We start from the raw sequence: 17931 nt of genomic DNA on the forward strand, positions 1-17931 counted from the left end.
CCGACTGGGGCTCGAACCCAGGACCCCAACATTAAAAGTGTTGTGCTCTACCAACTGAGCTATCGAGTCATTGCAATCTTAGCATTGTTTTTTTTAGGATTTGTGACCCGACTGGGGCTCGAACCCAGGACCCCAACATTAAAAGTGTTGTGCTCTACCAACTGAGCTATCGAGTCAAATCAATTCCTGATTGCGGGTGCAAATATAGAATGTTTTTTTTAAAATACATCATGTTTTTGTTTTATTTTTGTCAACAACATCCCTCAAAAACAAGGGTTTTTTGCATAACTCACTATTTTACAACTCCTTATTTTATGGAAAAAATAATTATTTTAGGTTATATGGGCGCTGGAAAATCGACAATTGCACAACAATTAGCGCAACAGCTCAATCTTCCTTACTACGATCTAGACCATGAAATCGAAAAACAACACCAAAAGAAAATTACAGCTCTCTTTGCAGAAAAAGGAGAAGTCTTTTTTAGAAAAATAGAACACCAAGTCCTCCATCAACTTTTAAACAAGGAAGAAAAGGCCATTATTAGTTTGGGTGGTGGTACCCCTTGTTATGCTAATAATCACGAAGTCCTTCAATGGGATCACGTACAGTCTTTTTACCTTAAAGCTTCTATTGCAACTCTAACTGCGCGATTAGAAAAAGAAAAAGAGCATCGCCCAATGTTGCAAATCAACACAGACGATACTCTTGAAACTTTTATTGCCAAACACCTCTTTGATCGAAGCTATTTCTATTATCAAGCCAAGCACATTGTTGTTGTGGATAACAAGTCCATAGATCAAATCACTCAGGAAATAGCCTTACAGTTGACTAACTAGCTTAAATACGCGTATTCGTCCTCTGCTGTAAAAACAACTTGAATATGCTCTAATAAGGAAGTGGAAAGCGACAAACCTTTATAATCCGCTTTAATCGGATACGTTTTGTGATTTCGATCAATTAAAACCGCTGTTTTCATTTTCTTTACAGGTACATTTAAGAAATGCTTCACTCCGTAAATAAGTGTCGCACCAGAATTTAAAACGTCATCCACCAAAACAATAGCCTTTCCAGTATACTCTTCTTCTTTCAGTGAAGTGTGAATGGGATTAATCGGATTGGCTTTATCAATCTGAACTTCACATAGGGTAACCTTGATATCTGCAATTTCACCCAATACCTTGGCAATCTTTTGCGCAAAGGTAAAACCGCTATTAGCTACTCCTGCAATGACGATTTCTTGTTCTTCTGAAAAGGTTTCGTAAATCTGATACGCAATGCGTTTGGTTTTAAATCCAATTTGCTCTTTATTTAAAATGATTTTTTTCGTCATATCTTTTTCTTTAATATAATAAACAATTCTCTATGTTGTCTAGGTTTGATTGAGTTAAACGCTCGTTCCATTACCTCTATGGTAAAATACGGCTCAAATAACGCCTGATAGATTTCTCGATCACCACCAAAAGGCGGTGCATCTTGTTCAAAATAAGCGTCAAACAACACACCAACTAGTTTGCCATTTGGTCGGAGTAACTCGTGCATTTTTTCGACATAAGCCTTTCTTTTTTCAACGGGAAGCGAACAAAAAAAAGTTTGCTCTAAAATGAGGTCATAACTTCCTTTATGCTCAAAAAAATCGCCTAAGATCACATGATCTACGGGAAAATCAGCCTGTTCTTTTGCCGTTTCTTCAAAAGCAACAGCCGTAAAATCAAGTCCTACACTCGAGGTAAACCCTTTGCGATGTAAATACAGCAATTCGTGCCCATGACCCAGTCCTGGAACTAGAACATTTAGTTCGGTATTCGTTAACTGATCGATATACGCTTGTAAAGGGGGTGTAATGGATTTCGCATTCCAGTTCGCCTCTTGATTTCGATACCGATCTTCCCAATATACTTTATTCAATAATTTCGTCATCGTCATCTAAATCAAGGAATCCATCAATATCTCTTCGATCTTTTTTCGTTGGTCTACCTGTCCCTTTAGCCCGGTAATACTCTTTGGTTTGACGCAGCATATCCAAATGCTCAAAAGCCTCTGCTGGCGTTTCGTCTTTGCGGTAAATATCCACCAACTTAGCCCCTACCCTGTTTTGGGGAACATCTAACACCGTCAGTTTATACACAATCTGATCTTTCCTCAACGTAATCTTATCGGTGGGAAAAACTTCGCGTGAAGGCTTAACGGTTTGCCCATTTACTGTAATATGTCCTTTTTTACACGCCTCTGTTGCAATGTTTCTAGTTTTGTAATACCGTACACACCACAAGTATTTATCAATACGCATAATTATATATTAAAATTCTTCATTAATCAAGACAAAAATAAAGTAAAATTGTATCTTGCACTACTAAAATAATTCAAAAATAATGAATAGACTATTTTCTATTTTTGGGATTCTTACGCTTGTTATTGCAACAATTAGCTGTAATAAAAGTGATGATTCAGGAAGTTTTAAACCTGAGCCTCTCAAAGATGCCCATGAAGTATATGTAAAAAACAAAGAATCAATCCTGAAGTACCTAAAAAACAACTACATGATTGAGCGCAATGGTGTCATTACTTTTGACAGTATTACTAGCGTGGATCACACCAATGAAAAAGCTGTTTTTTACGATAGTCGTTTAGACTCTATTGTGGTTAATAACGAAGATTATGCCGCTTTTACCTTGGTAGATCCCTATGACCGAACTAAAACGATTTACAAGTATTCTAAATCAGCAGATACGGTTAAATACAAAATATATTATTTAGTATTGAACGAAGGACAAGGACAAAAAAGCGCTCCTGTTGATTCAATTTTTGTCAAGAGAGCGAGTATTAACTTAAAAAATGAGCGTATTACCTCTAACAACCATCCAACCACAGGTGGGTTCTATTCTTTTCCTCCAACAGTTGCAGAGCTAAGAAATTCAGTACCAGCTCCCTTGCGTATGCACACAGGGGAACGTCAAATGTTGAAATTTATCAAAACTGCAATAAGTTCGGGAATTAACCCAGATGGAACAATTTCTTTTGATGAGACTACAGCTGGACGCATTATTGTATTTATGCCTTCTGGTATCGGTCAATTTAACAGTGGATATGACAAATTAAAAGCATATGAACCTTATATTTCGGACTTAACACTAGTTAGTACGTTTGAAAGAGATCACGATTTGGACGGGATTCCCTCTAAATTTGAAGTGAAACCTGAAAAAATAGGAACGGAACTAACGATTCACGATTATTTTGATTTGGATACGAACAATGACAATGTACCAAATTTCCTAGATATTGACGATGATGGCGATGGAGTTCCAACGCGAATTGAATTGCAGTATAAGGATGCAAATGGAAAAATCAAACACTACAACTACGACGCTCCAGAGCTCAAAACATGTTCTGGTACACCGCGTTACCTAGACAATACTTGTAAACCATTTATGGTTGATGGTGAATGGGTTTGGCCAAGCAAATAAACTACGTTTTACAATATATAAAAAAAAGCAGTTGATAATCGACTGCTTTTTTTATCATAGATCAAAAAAAAGAGAGGGTTTGCCTCTCTTTTTTATTTACTTTATTTACGTTTTATCTTTTAAACTTTCTGTTGATTACCAATTCGGCTTTCTCAACAATATTAGTTGCTTTTAAACCGTATTTTTCCATTAATTCATCTGGCGTACCTGATTCACCAAAAGTGTCCTGTACAGCAACGAATTCTTGTGGCAATGGATTGTTTACCGCCAATACACGTGCTACGCTTTCACCTAACCCCCCTAAGAAATTGTGTTCTTCTGCTGTAACCACACATCCTGTTTTAGCCACTGAACGCAAAATAGCTTCTTCATCTAAGGGTTTAATGGTGTGAATGTTGATCACCTCTGCAGAAATTCCTTTCGCTTCTAATGTTTCAGCAGCCAATAAAGCCTCCCATACCAAATGACCTGTTGCAACGATAGTCACATCTGTTCCTTCTTGTAAAAGAATCGCTTTACCGATTTCAAACTTTTCGTTTTCTGGCATAAAGTTAGGTACAACTGGACGTCCAAAACGCAAGTAAACAGGCCCCTCATATTCAGCAATTGCTAAAGTAGCCGCTTTCGTCTGATTGTAGTCACATGTATTAATTACCGTCATACCAGGTAACATTTTCATTAAACCAATATCTTCCAAAATTTGGTGAGTTGCTCCATCTTCTCCTAGGGTTAATCCAGCATGTGAAGCACAAATCTTAACATTTTTCTCTGAATAAGCTACGGATTGACGAATTTGATCATATACGCGACCTGTTGAGAAATTGGCAAATGTTCCCGTAAAAGGAATTTTCCCACCAATGGTCATCCCTGCTGCCATACCGATCATATTTGCTTCAGCAATTCCAACTTGGAAAAAGCGCTCTGGATGATTTTTCTTGAAATCGTCCATCTTTAATGAACCAATTAAGTCTGCACACAACGCAACAACATTTTCATTTGTTTGCCCTAGTTCTGTAAGTCCAGCTCCAAAACCTGAACGCGTATCTTTACTTCCTGTATTTGTATATTTTTTCATGATAATTCTCTAAAGTCAAAAAGATTAATAATCTCCAAATGAAGTTTCTGGGTTTTGTTTTAGCGCTTCTTCTAATTGAGCATCATTTGGTGCTTTTCCATGCCAAGCATGTGTTCCCATCATAAAATCAACGCCATTCCCCATTTCTGTATGTAATAATACACAAACTGGCTTTCCTTGTTTTGCTAAGGCTTTCGCTTGCTCGTATCCTGTTAGAATCGCATCAATTGAATTTCCTTCCTTGATTTCGATCACTGTCCAATCAAAAGCTTCGAATTTTGCTTTCATTGAGCCCAAATTCAAGACATCATCTGTTGGTCCATCAATTTGCTTTCCATTTAAATCTACTGTCGCAATTAAATTATCTACCTTATTAGCAGAAGCATACATAATCGCCTCCCAGTTTTGACCTTCTTGAAGTTCACCATCACCTAAAAGTACATAAACCAAGTGCTCATCCTTATTTAATTTCTTTGCTTGAGCCGCTCCAATCCCTACAGACAATCCTTGTCCTAAAGATCCTGAAGCCATGCGTACACCAGGTAATTTATCGTGTGTACAAGGGTGTCCTTGCAATCTCGAATTCAATTTTCTGAAAGTAACTAATTCTGATACTGGAAAATATCCACTACGAGCTAATACACTGTAAAATACAGGAGAAATGTGCCCGTTCGATAAAAAGAAAAGATCTTCTCCTTCTCCATCCATAGTAAATGCTTCTTTTCGATCCATAATGGATTGATACAAAGACACTAAATACTCTGCACATCCTAATGAACCTCCTGGATGTCCAGAATTCACCGCATGTACCATTCTAAGAATATCTCTTCTTACTTGTGTAGTTAACTCCGTTAGTTGTTGTGTGTTCGGTTTCATTATTTCGACAATCTAAATTTATTATGCAACAAATATAAAACTTATTTACTGTACTCTATATTATAATCCAACGAATCTAATACCGAGTTCCACCTTTTTTAAAGTTGAATCGCTCTTGCTAAAAAGAATGTAGTAAGTTTGTATTCGGTCGCTTAAAAACAGGTGTATGTTACAGATAAAAGAGTTAACTATTGGCTATCCAACTGGACGAAAACAAGTGAAGGTCATTCAAAAAAACATGACGCTTGACCTTACTCCTCATTCGTTAACAACCGTATTGGGCATCAACGGCATTGGCAAATCAACCCTATTGCGCACCTTAACAGGTCATCAGCCTCCTTTAAGCGGTTCCATTACGCTTCATCAAAGAGAACTTGCTTCCTATCCCCCCCATGAACTGGCAAAAGAAATTAGTGTTGTACATACAGAACCGATTCCTCTTTCTAATCTACGCGTATCCGAAATGCTGCAAATTAGCCGTACTCCTCATGTAAATTGGCAAGCAAAATTGACAAAAGAAGATCAGTACTGGATTGACAAAGCAATTGATTTGACCACTATCTCTTCTTTTGTGCATCACCCCCTAACAAGTTTAAGTGACGGTCAATTACAGCTCGTTTTAATCGCAAGAGCTCTCGCACAAAACACTCCTATACTGATCTTAGATGAACCCTCGAGTCATTTGGATCTCAATCACAAAGTAAGATTATACCAACTACTTCGCGACCTAACAAGAGAAGAAAATAAAACCATTTTATTTTCCAGCCATGATATCGAATTAGCCCTTCACTTTGCAGATGAAGCATTGGTACTTCAATCGAGTAGTTATACAAAAAACACCGTTGAAGCAGTGATCTCCAACGGTGTTTTTGATGATTTTTTTCAAGAAGATTGCTTGCAATTTGACAGGCAAAATAAGCGATTTATTCTTGTCCAGTAGTACTGGTATGTCGTTTGTTTTTTGATACATTTTCGATCGTCCACTTAATTTGCTTTTCAAATGGTTCTTTGCGAAATGGACAATCTTGTTTACTGCAAATCTTACATGAAAAAGTCTTACAATCATCCATGTGAACGAATAATTCCAAATCTGATCCAAACTGATCACTGATCTCTTTTTCCAACAATTCCACTTCCTTGTGCCCTTCTACAATAGTAAAATACCAAGGAACTGTCATATGGCAATCGAAGTGCAAAACACTTCCATATTTTATAATTCGCATATTATGCAAATCAATCCAATTCTCTTTTCGATTGGTTTCTAAATATGCTACTACTTCATCCAATAGCGCCTCATCTGTTTCATCCATAATTCCAGAAACTGCGCCTCGAACAATTTTATACCCCGTTGCAATAATAATAAAAGCAAAAATCAAGGCTACTCCACTATCGAGCCAGTGTAAATTAGTAAAGTACAACAGGAGTAAACCCAAAATAATTCCTATAGTTGAATACGTATCGGACTGTAAGTGTTTTCCACTAGCGACTAACGCCAACGATTTATTTGTTTTTCCTTTTTTGATTGCGTACCAACCTAAAATATAGTTGACAACAGCAGTAACCCCTACTAGAAAAATCCCGTAATCTAATTGTCCTATAGGCTGTGGATTAATAATATTGCGTACGCCTTCAAAAATGATGAAGATTCCCGCCATAATAATCAATCCTCCTTCTATTGTTGCGGAAATAAACTCCACTTTTCCATGTCCATAGGGATGATTTCGATCTCGAGGTTGAGCAGATAAATACAGGCTGTATAAACCGATAAAACCACTAATTACATTGACCACACTTTCCAATGCATCTGTAAAAATAGCCACAGATCGAGTCATATACCATGCAACTAACTTGATAATAAACAACAGTACGCCTACAATTGCTACTATTTTTTGAAATTGGTAATTCTCATTTGCCTTACTATGCATACCCCTTAGTTTTACAACGTTGCTACTTCTTTTACTTCACCTACTTGTAAGCCTGCGAGTGCGATATCCCCTACTCTTACTCGAACCAATCGCAAGGTTGGAAATCCAACACTTGCCGTCATTTTTCGCACTTGTCTAAATTTTCCTTCTGTTAATACAAGGCGGACCCAACTCGTTGGTCCGTGTCTTTCGTCTCGTATTCTTCTCCCTATACCAATCCAATCGGGAACCTGATCAAGTGCTTCGACTTCGCATTCTTTAGTGAGATACTTCTCTCCTTTTACCCCAATCTCCACGCCTTTTCGCAAGATTTCAACAGCCTCGGCTGTAATCTGACCATCGACTTGTGCATAGTACTCCTTTTCATATTTCTCTCCGCGCACACGCTCACTCGTCATGCCATCCGTGGTAAGCAACAACAGGCCTTCTGAATTTTCATCCAATCGCCCTATGGCCATTGTCCCTTCTGGAAAGTCAAATAGCTCGCCTAATTTTTTTTTATTTCTTTTCTTTTCATAGATAAATTGACTGATATAGCCATGTGGTTTATAGAGAAGAAAGTGTCTGTGTTCCATTTTATGTATGCTATTTTTCAAATGTCTTGTTGTAGAAAGCGTTAATCGCATCAATATAACCCTCGCCGTGATACGTTTTCGTCATCGCCTGAAAACCTTGTAGGTGTCCTCCTTTGTAGGCTACAACTTCACTCTTGGGGTTTAGTGGTTTCACGCGATTACTATCTTGCATCGTCGTCAACCCATCGCGATCACCTACAATAAACAACACAGGAAGGGTTAAATGAGTTAATGCTTTATCGTATGCTCGAGCGCCTTCAGGTAAGTGTGTTTCTTTTTCTAAAAAATGATCCAAACGTTCAACAATCACTTTGGGATCTACAACAAAGCCATCCGCGATTAAGTAATCATAGGGTTGTACATCTTGAGCTAAAACAGCGGAGATTGTCCCCATAGACAACGCCCAAACACCTATTTTTGTATTGAATTTTTCTTTTGTATAAGCGATTACTGCCTGTAGATCTTCCGCAAACTCATCGTAATACAGCATATCTTCTTCTATGTCAAAAGCATCACTCGCACCAAATCCGCGATAATCAAACATGACTACAGTATAGCCTTGATTGACTACCTCAATGACTTGTCTCAACCAATAAGACATATTACCTGCATCGCCATAGGCTAGAATCAAGGTTCGATTCAATCGCTTCTCGTCATTGGGATATAATGTCCATGAATTTAACGCATAACCATCTTCAGTCTTGATCTGTACTTCCTCATAGCGAAAGTTAGAGTTTGCTGGAGTGTCTGTGTATTCTTTTATTGGATTTATTGCCAGTACAACTTGCGCAAATAACAAGCTCAACAAACAAAATAAATGCTTCATTACTCGTCTTTTTTGAATTGAAAATCAAAGATACGACAATCCTCCTTTATGGATAATTGCATTTACCCGAAAAAAACGTTTACTAATGATATTCTAATTTTTTAAATACTCATCTAAAGTGAAGGGATAAATTCACCCGTGAAAAAGCGGAGACATTATAAGGCTTTCATTTAATTAATTCATACTTTTGTTAGATATAAAATTTAATACTATGCAACATATTATTGATCGTTTCATCAGTTATATTACTGTTGATACAGAGTCTGATCCTTCTTCTCAAACGTGTCCTAGTACTGAAAAGCAATGGGACTTAGCAAACAAACTAGTTGAAGAATTAAAACAAATTGGTCTAGAAGACGTAACAATAGATGAGAACGCATATGTGATGGCTACTTTGCCTAGCAATGTAGAGCATGAAGTACCAACGATTGGTTTTATTGCTCACTTTGATACATCACCTGATTTCTCTGGTGCAAATGTAAAACCACAGATTGTTGAGAACTACGATGGTGGCGATATTGTTTTAAACAAAGAACAAAATATTGTACTATCTCCTTCATACTTTAAAGATTTATTACAATACAAAGGACAAACACTAATCACAACAGACGGTACTACTTTATTAGGAGCGGATGACAAAGCAGGAATTACAGAAATTGTTTCTGCTATGGAATATTTAGTGCAACATCCAGAAATTAAGCACGGAAAAATTAGAATAGGATTCACACCAGATGAAGAAATTGGTCGTGGAGCACACTTATTTGACGTGAAAAAATTTGGTGCGGAGTGGGCGTATACTATGGATGGAAGTCAAATTGGAGAATTGGAATACGAAAACTTCAATGCAGGATATGCTAAATTAACTTTCTCTGGTAAAAGTGTTCACCCAGGATATGCAAAAGGGAAGATGATCAACTCTATTCTTTTAGCCAATAAATTCATCAATAAGTTACCGAAAGACGAAGTTCCTCAAAAAACAACAGGTTACGAAGGATTCTTCCACGTTCACACGGTAAGTGGTAGTATTGAAGAATCTGTAGTTGAATTAATCATTCGCGATCACAACCTTAAAAAATACGAGCAACGCAAAGTATTTATTGACAAATTAGCGAAGAAATTCAACAAAAAGCACAACAAAAAATTCGGAGGACCTATCGTTTCTTGCGAGATTGGAGATCAATACTTCAACATGAAACAAAAAGTAGAGCCTGTAATGCATATTGTGGATACAGCTGAACAAGCGATGAAAGATTTAGGTATTAAACCATTGATCAAAGCCATTCGCGGAGGAACAGATGGATCACAATTATCATATATGGGATTACCATGTCCAAACATTTTCGCAGGAGGACATAACTTCCACGGAAAATACGAATACGTTCCCGTAGAGAGCATGGTTAAAGCGACCGAAGTAATCGTTAAGATTGCGGAATTAACTGCTCAAAATGCAGCAAAATAATAACAATCGTTATTTTATATAAAAAAAGGAGATTCGCTTGGATCTCCTTTTTTGTTTTATTGCTATCTAGTTATCTTCTCATTGCCAATCAAATGTCGCTTTAGCTCATTTTCTTGTTCTAGTAGTTCAACTTCAACTGCTCTTCGTTTTACTTTTCCTTCTTCCTGAATGCGGACAATTTCATCTATTGTACTAATAATATCGGCATTTACTTTGCGAATCGTTTCAATATCCACTATTCCTCGCTCCGTTTCTTGTGCAATTTTAATGGTTGAATCTTTCAACATTTCACTATTTCTAGTCAGCAATTCATTTGTTGCATCTGTTATGGCCTGTTGTGCGTTCAGCGCTTGTTGAGATCGCGCAATTCCCAAGGTCAAAATCATCTGATTTTTCCACAAAGGTATCGTATTTACAATACTCGATTGTAATTTCTCCATCAACATTAAACTATTGTTTTGCACCATTCGAATCTGAGGAGAAGATTGTAGGATAATCATACGCGTCAATTTCAAATCGTGTACTTTTCGATCGAAACGGATCACTTGTTGTTCTAAATCTTTATACGCTTGAATTTTTGCAGGATCTTGTTCTTGCTCCACTTCAGCCTTGACTCTCGGTAATTCGATTGTATTCAATTCGCGTAGTTTCTCATCTCCTGCTGCAATATACAAAGACAGCTCTTTGAAGTAATTTTTATTTTCATCGAATAGCTTATCAAACATCGCAACGTCCTTCATCATTAACTTATAATGGCGTTCTAGTTGAAGCTCTATTCCATTAATATTTGTTTCAACCTTATTATATTGCGCTTGTAAACGGGCTATTTTCTTCTTTAAAGTATCTAAAAAAGGAAAAAAACTTTTCTTAGTTGCAATTCCTTCAAATGATTTTACCTCTTCGCGCAAAGAGACTAATATTCCTGAAGTTTCTCCTAAATCTCTTGTTTGTACTTGCTTTAGAATCTCAGTAGCAAAAGAACTCGCTTTTAATTGACTACTTGATCCATATTGGATCACCTGTGTTGTATTCGTTAAATCAATACTTTTTTTATAGTTATCAATTTTCGCTAATTCCTCGGGTGTAAATTCTACTTTAACCTCCGATGCAGTATTTTCAGCGCGCATTTGTTGAATATCTTTTTCCATATTTTAGTTCTAAATAGTTGCTCTTATTTTTTATAAGCTTTAATGAGTATATAGTAGATTAGTTTACATTTTTATCTGAAAAAGCCCTTAGTAACACCTGAATCTTTTAAAGCAAACCATCCTCGCGTAAGGAAGCTAAATAAACATCTGCTTCTACATCTGCTTCTCGATTTTTTTGCTTCAGTTCGTCCAATACTTCTTGTCGAATCGCACTCAAGGCAATATCCAATGTATGTCTTAGTTTTTCCTTGACACGGTGAATCGATTTTCCTTCTAATTTACTCAATTCCACTTGATGAAATTGCCTCAATAAACTCGTCAAAGAAAAAACATGGCGCTCAATAAACAAAGCCGTCTGCCCTTTTTTCAGACTTTCAATCTTTGCCATCAACGCAATTAAATCGACAATTTGACGGGATACACCTTCATCTACAATAGCGATATCCCAGCGTTTTAATTCCTCAATAAAACTTGGTATCGTATTCACTTCTCGTATTGCCTTACTCCTGATAAGTGTAAGATAATCATAGTCTTCCCAATCTAGTGTTATAAATTCTTTCAGATGCTCACGTTGTAAAAATTCTCTCGTATTTGCTCCTAACAAAATGACGGTATAAAAGAGAAAACTACCAAATAACAACATACTCAGTACCATATGAAAGTTGTCATTAAAGCGATAAGAAATCTGAATCAAGGTAAACAGAATAATCCAATTCAGTACATTGAGAGCAAATAAAATACCAACGCCCCATAATCCCTTCATCATTTTGGCCATTTTGGCCTGTTTACCCATGTACCAAATACCTAAAGGGAGAAAGAATGGACAAAGTAAACAGCCTAAAAGTACACTTCCCTTCTTAATTTCCCATATGACGGGTTTTTCTGTTAGCCATCCCATTATATTAACCCTTTAGATTGTACATAATTCTTATAAAAATCAGCCTCACTTGTCATAGACATCACTTCTACATCAAACATGGCGATTAACTCATTTTCAAACGCTTTTTTTGCTAATCCGATTACATGGCGTAATTTGGTTTTAAATTGCTCCGTTTCAGGATCAACTAAAGGCAAATCTTGTAATTCAATATACTGCTTTAGAATACTCTCCAAAGCGGAAGAATGCTTCAGAAAGAAGAGTTTGCTTTTTGCCTCTTCTTTTTCTACAATCAAACCAGCCAAGTGCTCCATTTCTGCCAAATCGTTTTGCATGGTAGTATCCCCTATTTTTGCTCGAAAATCTGCTAGCATAGCGGAGAAAATATCCTTTTCATCAGGTTCATTTAACTGCAATTTCAAAAGATTATCTTTTACTTCGCGATAACTATAGGAAACATCGGCTTCTAATTTCATATATTTCTTCAAATCCAATCGCTCTAAGTATTCCCGCATATAAAAGGACATGTAAACGACAAAAACATAAGCACTACCTAACATTATAAAAACTGTCTCTAAAAAGTCATCACTGCCTTTGGTTGAAGGAGAACTAGAAATGAGTATTGCAAGTATAACCACAACATGAATCGCTAAGACAATCAACGATTTTATCGCCCAAGAAACATAAGATACTCGATAGGCAGCTAAAAAAATAATTAAAGGACCAAAGGCGCCATGCGTTAATAGCGAACAAGTCGCCAATAGTAAAAATAAAGAGAACGTTTGAGATAATTCCCACAACCGACTTCTATCTGTATATCTTCCCATACAACTTCGTAATTTCCATTACATAGAGCCAAATAAATATACTCTAATCAAACCAAATTTCACTAATAAAAGTTAAAATAACAAGTATCAAATCGTTTTTTAATTCATTTAATACTATAACAAAAACTTATGCGCCACATCTAGTATAGCGATCGTCATTTCAATTGAAGCCGATACAGTTTTTCTAGTTTATCTTGCACATTCGTCCAAACCTTTTTAGTCTTTTTTATACTCAGATCGCAACAGGGCCATTACGATCTTATCGTGGTAAATTCCGTCGCGATAACAAGCTTCTTTCAGTACCCCTTCAACAGTAAACCCAGCTCTTTTATACGCTTTGACTCCACCATAATTAAGTTGAGAAACCGTAAGCATAATGCGATTCAACTGCAATACATCAAATCCGTAAGCCAAAATTTCCGCAGTGACCTGGGTACCGATCCCCTTCCCCCATTGCGATTTATCTCCAATAAAGATAAAGTATTCTCCACTGTGATTGAGCGTCGATATACCACTTATCCCTGCATAACCAATTAACTGTCCTGAATCCTTTAAAAACACGCCTATAGTATAGGTATTTTGTTCGACAAACAAACTTTCATACCAGCCATCTATTTGTTCTTTTGAAGTTAACCTCTGAAAAAGACTCAAGGAATACTTGATCACTTCTTCATCGTTAATCCAGGTATAAAAAGGAGTTACATCGTCTTTGGACAAAGGTTTTAATTCAATCATGACTGTTGTATTTAAATTGTATTTAATAACCAAAGATAACCACCATTCTCAAAAAACACGCACTTTTATCTCAATAAAAAAAGCCCTGACACAAAATGTCAGGGCTTTTTAGCTTGTATAGATGAAAGGATTAGTTTCCTTTTTCCATTCTTTCTTTCAACTCAGCAAGAGCGTCGATGTCTCCTAAAGTTGTTTTTTCTGCAGTGTTTACAGAAGTTTCAGCTGTTTTCACATTTTTCTCTTCTTCTTCACGGAAGATAGAAGTGTGAGAAGCAACTACTCTTTTGAATTCTTTGTTGAACTCGATGATTTTGAACTCAGCAGCATCACCTTTTTTCAATTTCTTCCCGTCTTCTTTTTCTAAGTGACGAGTTGGAATGAAAGCTACTACATCTTCTTCGAAAATTACAGTAGCACCTTTGTCAACTAATTCAGAGATTTCACCATTGTGGATTGTACCAACTGCATAAGCATCTTCGTATTTATCCCATGGGTTAGCTGTTGTTTGTTTGTGTCCTAAAGATAATTTACGTCCTTCAACGTCTAACTCTAATACAACAACATCTAATTTATCTCCAACGTTTACAAATTCAGATGGGTGTTTGATTTTTTTCGTCCAAGATAAGTCAGAAATGTAAATTAATCCATCAATTCCTTCTTCTAATTCTACGAATACACCAAAGTTTGTAAAGTTACGAACGATACCTGAATGCTTAGATCCTACTGGATATTTAGCAGTGATATCTGTCCAAGGATCTTGTGATAATTGTTTAATACCTAAAGACATTTTTCTTTCTTCTCTATCAAGAGTTAAGATAACTGCCTCTACTTCGTCTCCAACTTTCACGAAATCTTGTGCTGATCTCAAGTGAGTAGACCAAGACATTTCAGAAACGTGGATTAAACCTTCAACACCTTCAGCAACTTCGATGAAAGCACCGTAATCAGCTAAAACAACTACTTTTCCTTTTACTTTATCACCAACGTTTAAGTTAGCATCTAAAGCATCCCAAGGGTGAGCGTAAAGTTGTTTTAAACCTAATTGGATTCTTGTTTTCTCGTCGTCGAAATCTAAAATTACAACATTTAATTTTTGATCTAACTCTAACACCTCGCTTGGGTGGTTGATTCTTGACCAAGATAAATCTGTAATATGGATTAATCCGTCAACACCTCCTAAGTCAATGAATACTCCGTAAGAAGTAATGTTTTTAACAACACCTTCTAACACTTGACCTTTTTGTAATTGACCGATAATTTCTTTTTTCTGTACTTCGATATCTGCTTCGATAAGCGCTTTGTGTGATACAACAACGTTTTTGAATTCGTGGTTAATTTTAACTACTTTGAATTCCATTGTTTTGTTTACGTATTGATCGTAATCACGGATTGGCTTAACATCGATTTGAGAACCTGGTAAGAATGCTTCGATTCCGAATACGTCAACGATCATACCACCTTTAGTTCTACATTTTACGAAACCATTAACGATTTCTCCTGACTCATGAGCAGCAATAACTCTATCCCAAGCTTTGATTGTACGAGCTTTTCTGTGAGATAAAACTAATTGTCCGTATTTATCTTCTCTTACGTCGATTAATACTTCAACTTTATCACCTACTTTTAAGTTCGGGTTGTAACGGAATTCGTTTAATGAAATAACACCTTCAGACTTAGCATTGATATCTACAATCGCGTCTCTGTCAGTGATTCTCACTACAACTCCCTCAACTACTTCCTCGTCGTCTGTAGAAATAAAAGTTTTGTCTACTAAGCTTTCAAATTCTTTTAATTGATTTGCATCAACTGCATCGATACCATTTTCATAGTTATCCCAATTAAAGTCTTTTAAAAATTCTTCCTGTGTTTTGATGTTTTCAGACATGTGCTGATAATAAATTTGTATTCTGTTTTATCTCGTTTCTTTATACAGCAATAAGGAACAGAAGTGGTTTTACATTTATAACTGTTTGACTTTTAGTGAAACAACGCTGATCTAAAAGCTGTGCAAAAGTACAACAATTTTTAAATGTAAAAAATATATTTACAGTATTTTTTAAATCAAATGACTCAACTCTAAAGTATTAGAAACAAAAAAAAGCTAACGAAATGATCCGTTAGCTTTAAACAATTTTATAATAATGAAAAAAGAATTAATTACTCATATGGAGTTGTTCTTTGTCTTGGGCGTCCATTCGACGCTTTTTTTGAAATCCTTTAAAAATTTTATTGTCTTTGTAAAGATCCCAATTCATTAACCCAACACTCAATAAAACAACTACTAAACCACCTATTTGTAGACTTGTAATAATATCATCCGTAAAGAAGTAACTTAAAGCTACTGCAACCACAGGGTTTACATAGGCATATGTACTCACTTCTGTTACGGGTCTGTTCTGAATCAACCAAATATAAGATCCAAAAGCTAAGATCGATCCAAATGTTATTAAATACACCAAAGAGAACCATCCTGAAGCTGTAATTTCATAGATATCAAATTGAGCATATTCGCCGTTTAACAACGCTACGATCGTAAATAAAACCCCAGCGGTAATCATCTGCCATGATGTTTTAACCATCACGTGTAAATCTTCTCCTTGATCCTCATTTTTCGTCTTTGAATACTTAGAATATAGTGATCCTACCGTCCATGCAATTGATCCTAAAATCAACAACACCATACAGAAAATATTTAGTAATCGCTGACTCTCATCACCAGCAATTGTAATTTGCTCGGCAAACAACATGATAACCCCAACAAATCCAAGGATCAATCCCAATATAATTGGCAAGCTTGAAAAATTGTGTTTCCATTGTTTTTTATCCAAAATAATAAACCACAACGCCGCTGCCGCTGCCATAATAGCTGCAATTCCACTTGATACGTGCTGCTCTGCCCAAATTAACGCTCCCATGTCAATGAAAAGTAGTAAAAATCCAGTGATACAAGCTTGTTTAACCACTTGTTTATTAAAGATCTTGTACCCTCTCATTTTACAATAGGTCAATAAAATCATACTGGCAGCAAAAAAACGCAAGGATCCTAAAACAAAGGGAGTAAAATCACTCAATGCTTTATGAATAAAAAAGAAAGTAGATCCCCATACGAAGTATACAACTAAGTAAGCACCTAAGACTAATTTATTATTGGTTTGATTTGTAGCTACTGCTTTCATAACTATTCTAATGTATCAGGAATTATTAATTTATTATCTTCTTTTACTGTTTGCAATACGATGATTGTTCTTGTTGAAATGATGCCCTCAATTTTAGATAGAGAATTGCGCATTAAATTGACAAGAGCAATTGAATCAGATGTTCTTACTTTTACGATATAACCATCATCACCAGCAATATCGTGCACTTCTAAAACCTCTGGAATCTCAGCTAAGGCTTTTCCTGTGTTTTCATCTCCAATGATCTCATCTACTTTAATAAAAATAAAAGAGAGCATTTTCTGATTGATCGCATTAGGATTAACCCTTGCATGATAGGCTACAATCGCATCTTTGTGTTCTAGTTTTTTTACGCGCTCTAACACTGCTGATGGAGCCATTCCAAGCTCACGTGCTAATTCAGAATTATTGATTCTAGCATTGTCTTGCATCATACGCAAAATCTTTAAATCAATTTCATCTAACTTATATTCCATCGTTTTCTAGTTTTACCCTGCAAAGATAATTAAAAAGAATAATATACGGAAATTTTTATTGTTTAATGAACATTATTCGGTAGTTAAATATTTGTAAACAAAATAATTCGGCTTAAAAAATATTTATTGAATAATAACTAGAAATATTAGGTAAAAAAAATATTCTATTTAAAACAAAGGTACTTTTACTAATAAAAACACAAAGAAACAGGAAAAACAAGAGTAAGTAGGCCGAATAGTTTTGATTTGCTTTTGGCGTTTGGCTTTTGTTAGTTGTTTGGATGGAGAAGGGAAATGAGAAATGAGAGAAGGGAAATGAGAAATGCGTGAAATTTTCAATACAAAGAAGATGTTCTCTTTAATTGCGTGATTTGTTCACCAGCAGATTCTACTCTTCTCCCATTTCCCATCACCATAATCCAAAAAAAAAGCCTGACTACTTGCGTAATCAGGCTTTCAAAAGAAGGGCGACGACATACTCTCCCACCATGTGGC

At 36.0% G+C, this 17931-nt stretch carries 19 protein-coding genes and 1 tRNA gene; 4 read left to right on the forward strand and 16 right to left on the reverse strand.

The window, feature by feature from the left end:
- Positions 1 to 103: 103 nt before the first annotated feature.
- Positions 104 to 176: transfer RNA gene (locus ACPDHL_RS15175), tRNA-Lys, on the reverse strand.
- A gap of 138 nt (positions 177 to 314) precedes the next feature.
- Between ACPDHL_RS15175 and ACPDHL_RS15180 the strand changes: the two genes are divergently transcribed.
- The gene (locus tag ACPDHL_RS15180) at positions 315 to 836 is read left to right on the forward strand and encodes a shikimate kinase (RefSeq protein ID WP_430533588.1); all 522 of its coding nucleotides are present in this window, start codon (positions 315 to 317) and stop codon (positions 834 to 836) included.
- On the opposite strand, the gene ACPDHL_RS15185 is transcribed toward ACPDHL_RS15180, so the two are convergent.
- Genes ACPDHL_RS15185 through ACPDHL_RS15195 form a run of 3 tightly spaced genes read right to left on the reverse strand, consistent with a single transcriptional unit; the run spans position 833 to position 2287 of the window.
- Positions 833 to 1330 (reverse strand): phosphoribosyltransferase domain-containing protein, encoded by a 498-nt coding sequence (locus tag ACPDHL_RS15185; protein ID WP_430533589.1) that lies wholly within the window; start codon positions 1328 to 1330, stop codon positions 833 to 835. The genes ACPDHL_RS15180 and ACPDHL_RS15185 overlap by 4 nt on opposite strands.
- Entirely contained in the window at positions 1327 to 1917 is a 591-nt protein-coding gene (locus tag ACPDHL_RS15190) for a methyltransferase (RefSeq protein ID WP_430533590.1), read from the reverse strand. The genes ACPDHL_RS15185 and ACPDHL_RS15190 overlap by 4 nt, the downstream gene beginning before the upstream one ends.
- Positions 1898 to 2287 carry an RNA-binding S4 domain-containing protein gene (locus tag ACPDHL_RS15195; RefSeq protein WP_430533591.1) on the reverse strand — a complete coding sequence of 130 codons (390 nt, stop codon included), beginning with the start codon at positions 2285 to 2287 and terminating at the stop codon, positions 1898 to 1900. The genes ACPDHL_RS15190 and ACPDHL_RS15195 overlap by 20 nt, the downstream gene beginning before the upstream one ends.
- 82 nt (positions 2288 to 2369) lie before the next feature.
- Here ACPDHL_RS15195 and ACPDHL_RS15200 point away from each other — a divergent pair, with 82 nt between their 5' ends.
- On the forward strand, positions 2370 to 3461 hold the full coding sequence (locus ACPDHL_RS15200; RefSeq protein ID WP_430533592.1) for a hypothetical protein: 1092 nt from the start codon (positions 2370 to 2372) through the stop codon (positions 3459 to 3461).
- A gap of 112 nt (positions 3462 to 3573) precedes the next feature.
- Here the strand turns inward: ACPDHL_RS15200 and ACPDHL_RS15205 are convergent, their stop codons facing one another.
- Entirely contained in the window at positions 3574 to 4536 is a 963-nt protein-coding gene (locus ACPDHL_RS15205) for a transketolase family protein (RefSeq protein WP_430533593.1), read from the reverse strand.
- A 24-nt stretch (positions 4537 to 4560) separates the two neighbouring features.
- On the reverse strand, positions 4561 to 5412 hold the full coding sequence (locus ACPDHL_RS15210) for a transketolase (RefSeq protein ID WP_430533594.1): 852 nt from the start codon (positions 5410 to 5412) through the stop codon (positions 4561 to 4563).
- 166 nt (positions 5413 to 5578) lie between these two features.
- On the opposite strand from ACPDHL_RS15210, the gene ACPDHL_RS15215 reads away from it, so the two are divergent.
- Positions 5579 to 6352, forward strand: coding sequence for an ABC transporter ATP-binding protein (locus ACPDHL_RS15215; protein WP_430533595.1), 774 nt, complete (start codon positions 5579 to 5581; stop codon positions 6350 to 6352).
- Here the strand turns inward: ACPDHL_RS15215 and ACPDHL_RS15220 are convergent.
- Genes ACPDHL_RS15220 through ACPDHL_RS15230 form a run of 3 tightly spaced genes read right to left on the reverse strand, consistent with a single transcriptional unit; the run spans position 6336 to position 8738 of the window.
- Complete coding sequence (locus tag ACPDHL_RS15220) at positions 6336 to 7337, reverse strand: cation diffusion facilitator family transporter (protein ID WP_430533596.1); 1002 nt, start codon at positions 7335 to 7337, stop codon at positions 6336 to 6338. The genes ACPDHL_RS15215 and ACPDHL_RS15220 overlap by 17 nt on opposite strands.
- A gap of 11 nt (positions 7338 to 7348) precedes the next feature.
- Positions 7349 to 7912, reverse strand: a complete 564-nt coding sequence (locus tag ACPDHL_RS15225; RefSeq protein ID WP_430533597.1) for a pseudouridine synthase — start codon at positions 7910 to 7912, stop codon at positions 7349 to 7351.
- 10 nt (positions 7913 to 7922) lie between these two features.
- Complete coding sequence (locus ACPDHL_RS15230; protein ID WP_430533598.1) at positions 7923 to 8738, reverse strand: alpha/beta hydrolase; 816 nt, start codon at positions 8736 to 8738, stop codon at positions 7923 to 7925.
- A gap of 211 nt (positions 8739 to 8949) precedes the next feature.
- On the opposite strand from ACPDHL_RS15230, the gene pepT reads away from it, so the two are divergent.
- Positions 8950 to 10197 carry a peptidase T gene (pepT, locus tag ACPDHL_RS15235; RefSeq protein WP_430533599.1) on the forward strand — a complete coding sequence of 416 codons (1248 nt, stop codon included), beginning with the start codon at positions 8950 to 8952 and terminating at the stop codon, positions 10195 to 10197.
- A 62-nt stretch (positions 10198 to 10259) separates the two neighbouring features.
- Here the strand turns inward: pepT and ACPDHL_RS15240 are convergent, their stop codons facing one another.
- The 7 genes from ACPDHL_RS15240 to ACPDHL_RS15270 form a co-directional block, all read right to left on the reverse strand.
- On the reverse strand, positions 10260 to 11345 hold the full coding sequence (locus ACPDHL_RS15240; RefSeq protein WP_430533600.1) for a toxic anion resistance protein: 1086 nt from the start codon (positions 11343 to 11345) through the stop codon (positions 10260 to 10262).
- A 106-nt stretch (positions 11346 to 11451) separates the two neighbouring features.
- Positions 11452 to 12243 (reverse strand): hypothetical protein, encoded by a 792-nt coding sequence (locus tag ACPDHL_RS15245; protein ID WP_430533601.1) that lies wholly within the window; start codon positions 12241 to 12243, stop codon positions 11452 to 11454.
- Entirely contained in the window at positions 12243 to 13049 is an 807-nt protein-coding gene (locus ACPDHL_RS15250; RefSeq protein ID WP_430533602.1) for a hypothetical protein, read from the reverse strand. Before ACPDHL_RS15250 ends, ACPDHL_RS15245 begins: the two co-directional genes overlap by 1 nt.
- A gap of 216 nt (positions 13050 to 13265) precedes the next feature.
- A complete protein-coding gene (locus tag ACPDHL_RS15255) occupies positions 13266 to 13784 on the reverse strand; it encodes a GNAT family N-acetyltransferase (protein ID WP_430533603.1) in 519 nt (172 codons plus the stop codon).
- A gap of 130 nt (positions 13785 to 13914) precedes the next feature.
- Positions 13915 to 15669, reverse strand: coding sequence for a 30S ribosomal protein S1 (gene rpsA, locus ACPDHL_RS15260; protein ID WP_430533604.1), 1755 nt, complete (start codon positions 15667 to 15669; stop codon positions 13915 to 13917).
- A gap of 268 nt (positions 15670 to 15937) precedes the next feature.
- Positions 15938 to 16960, reverse strand: coding sequence for an EamA family transporter (locus tag ACPDHL_RS15265; RefSeq protein WP_430533605.1), 1023 nt, complete (start codon positions 16958 to 16960; stop codon positions 15938 to 15940).
- A 2-nt stretch (positions 16961 to 16962) separates the two neighbouring features.
- On the reverse strand, positions 16963 to 17436 hold the full coding sequence (locus ACPDHL_RS15270; protein ID WP_430533606.1) for an Lrp/AsnC family transcriptional regulator: 474 nt from the start codon (positions 17434 to 17436) through the stop codon (positions 16963 to 16965).
- Between the last annotated feature and the right edge of the window lie 495 nt (positions 17437 to 17931).

Origin of the sequence: Myroides sp. C15-4 (genome assembly GCF_050522745.1) — a bacterium.
Lineage (GTDB): Bacteria > Bacteroidota > Bacteroidia > Flavobacteriales > Flavobacteriaceae > Flavobacterium.

What these genes read in the sequence shown, in the direction of transcription:
- ACPDHL_RS15180 (WP_430533588.1), top strand. Translation starts at nt 315, where the DNA reads ATGGAAAAAATAATTATTTTAGGTTATATGGGCGCTGGAAAATCGACA.
- ACPDHL_RS15185 (WP_430533589.1), bottom strand. Translation starts at nt 1,330, where the DNA reads ATGACGAAAAAAATCATTTTAAATAAAGAGCAAATTGGATTTAAAACC.
- ACPDHL_RS15190 (WP_430533590.1), bottom strand. Translation starts at nt 1,917, where the DNA reads ATGACGAAATTATTGAATAAAGTATATTGGGAAGATCGGTATCGAAAT.
- ACPDHL_RS15195 (WP_430533591.1), bottom strand. Translation starts at nt 2,287, where the DNA reads ATGCGTATTGATAAATACTTGTGGTGTGTACGGTATTACAAAACTAGA.
- ACPDHL_RS15200 (WP_430533592.1), top strand. Translation starts at nt 2,370, where the DNA reads ATGAATAGACTATTTTCTATTTTTGGGATTCTTACGCTTGTTATTGCA.
- ACPDHL_RS15205 (WP_430533593.1), bottom strand. Translation starts at nt 4,536, where the DNA reads ATGAAAAAATATACAAATACAGGAAGTAAAGATACGCGTTCAGGTTTT.
- ACPDHL_RS15210 (WP_430533594.1), bottom strand. Translation starts at nt 5,412, where the DNA reads ATGAAACCGAACACACAACAACTAACGGAGTTAACTACACAAGTAAGA.
- ACPDHL_RS15215 (WP_430533595.1), top strand. Translation starts at nt 5,579, where the DNA reads ATGTTACAGATAAAAGAGTTAACTATTGGCTATCCAACTGGACGAAAA.
- ACPDHL_RS15220 (WP_430533596.1), bottom strand. Translation starts at nt 7,337, where the DNA reads ATGCATAGTAAGGCAAATGAGAATTACCAATTTCAAAAAATAGTAGCA.
- ACPDHL_RS15225 (WP_430533597.1), bottom strand. Translation starts at nt 7,912, where the DNA reads ATGGAACACAGACACTTTCTTCTCTATAAACCACATGGCTATATCAGT.
- ACPDHL_RS15230 (WP_430533598.1), bottom strand. Translation starts at nt 8,738, where the DNA reads ATGAAGCATTTATTTTGTTTGTTGAGCTTGTTATTTGCGCAAGTTGTA.
- pepT (WP_430533599.1), top strand. Translation starts at nt 8,950, where the DNA reads ATGCAACATATTATTGATCGTTTCATCAGTTATATTACTGTTGATACA.
- ACPDHL_RS15240 (WP_430533600.1), bottom strand. Translation starts at nt 11,345, where the DNA reads ATGGAAAAAGATATTCAACAAATGCGCGCTGAAAATACTGCATCGGAG.
- ACPDHL_RS15245 (WP_430533601.1), bottom strand. Translation starts at nt 12,243, where the DNA reads ATGGGATGGCTAACAGAAAAACCCGTCATATGGGAAATTAAGAAGGGA.
- ACPDHL_RS15250 (WP_430533602.1), bottom strand. Translation starts at nt 13,049, where the DNA reads ATGGGAAGATATACAGATAGAAGTCGGTTGTGGGAATTATCTCAAACG.
- ACPDHL_RS15255 (WP_430533603.1), bottom strand. Translation starts at nt 13,784, where the DNA reads ATGATTGAATTAAAACCTTTGTCCAAAGACGATGTAACTCCTTTTTAT.
- rpsA (WP_430533604.1), bottom strand. Translation starts at nt 15,669, where the DNA reads ATGTCTGAAAACATCAAAACACAGGAAGAATTTTTAAAAGACTTTAAT.
- ACPDHL_RS15265 (WP_430533605.1), bottom strand. Translation starts at nt 16,960, where the DNA reads ATGAAAGCAGTAGCTACAAATCAAACCAATAATAAATTAGTCTTAGGT.
- ACPDHL_RS15270 (WP_430533606.1), bottom strand. Translation starts at nt 17,436, where the DNA reads ATGGAATATAAGTTAGATGAAATTGATTTAAAGATTTTGCGTATGATG.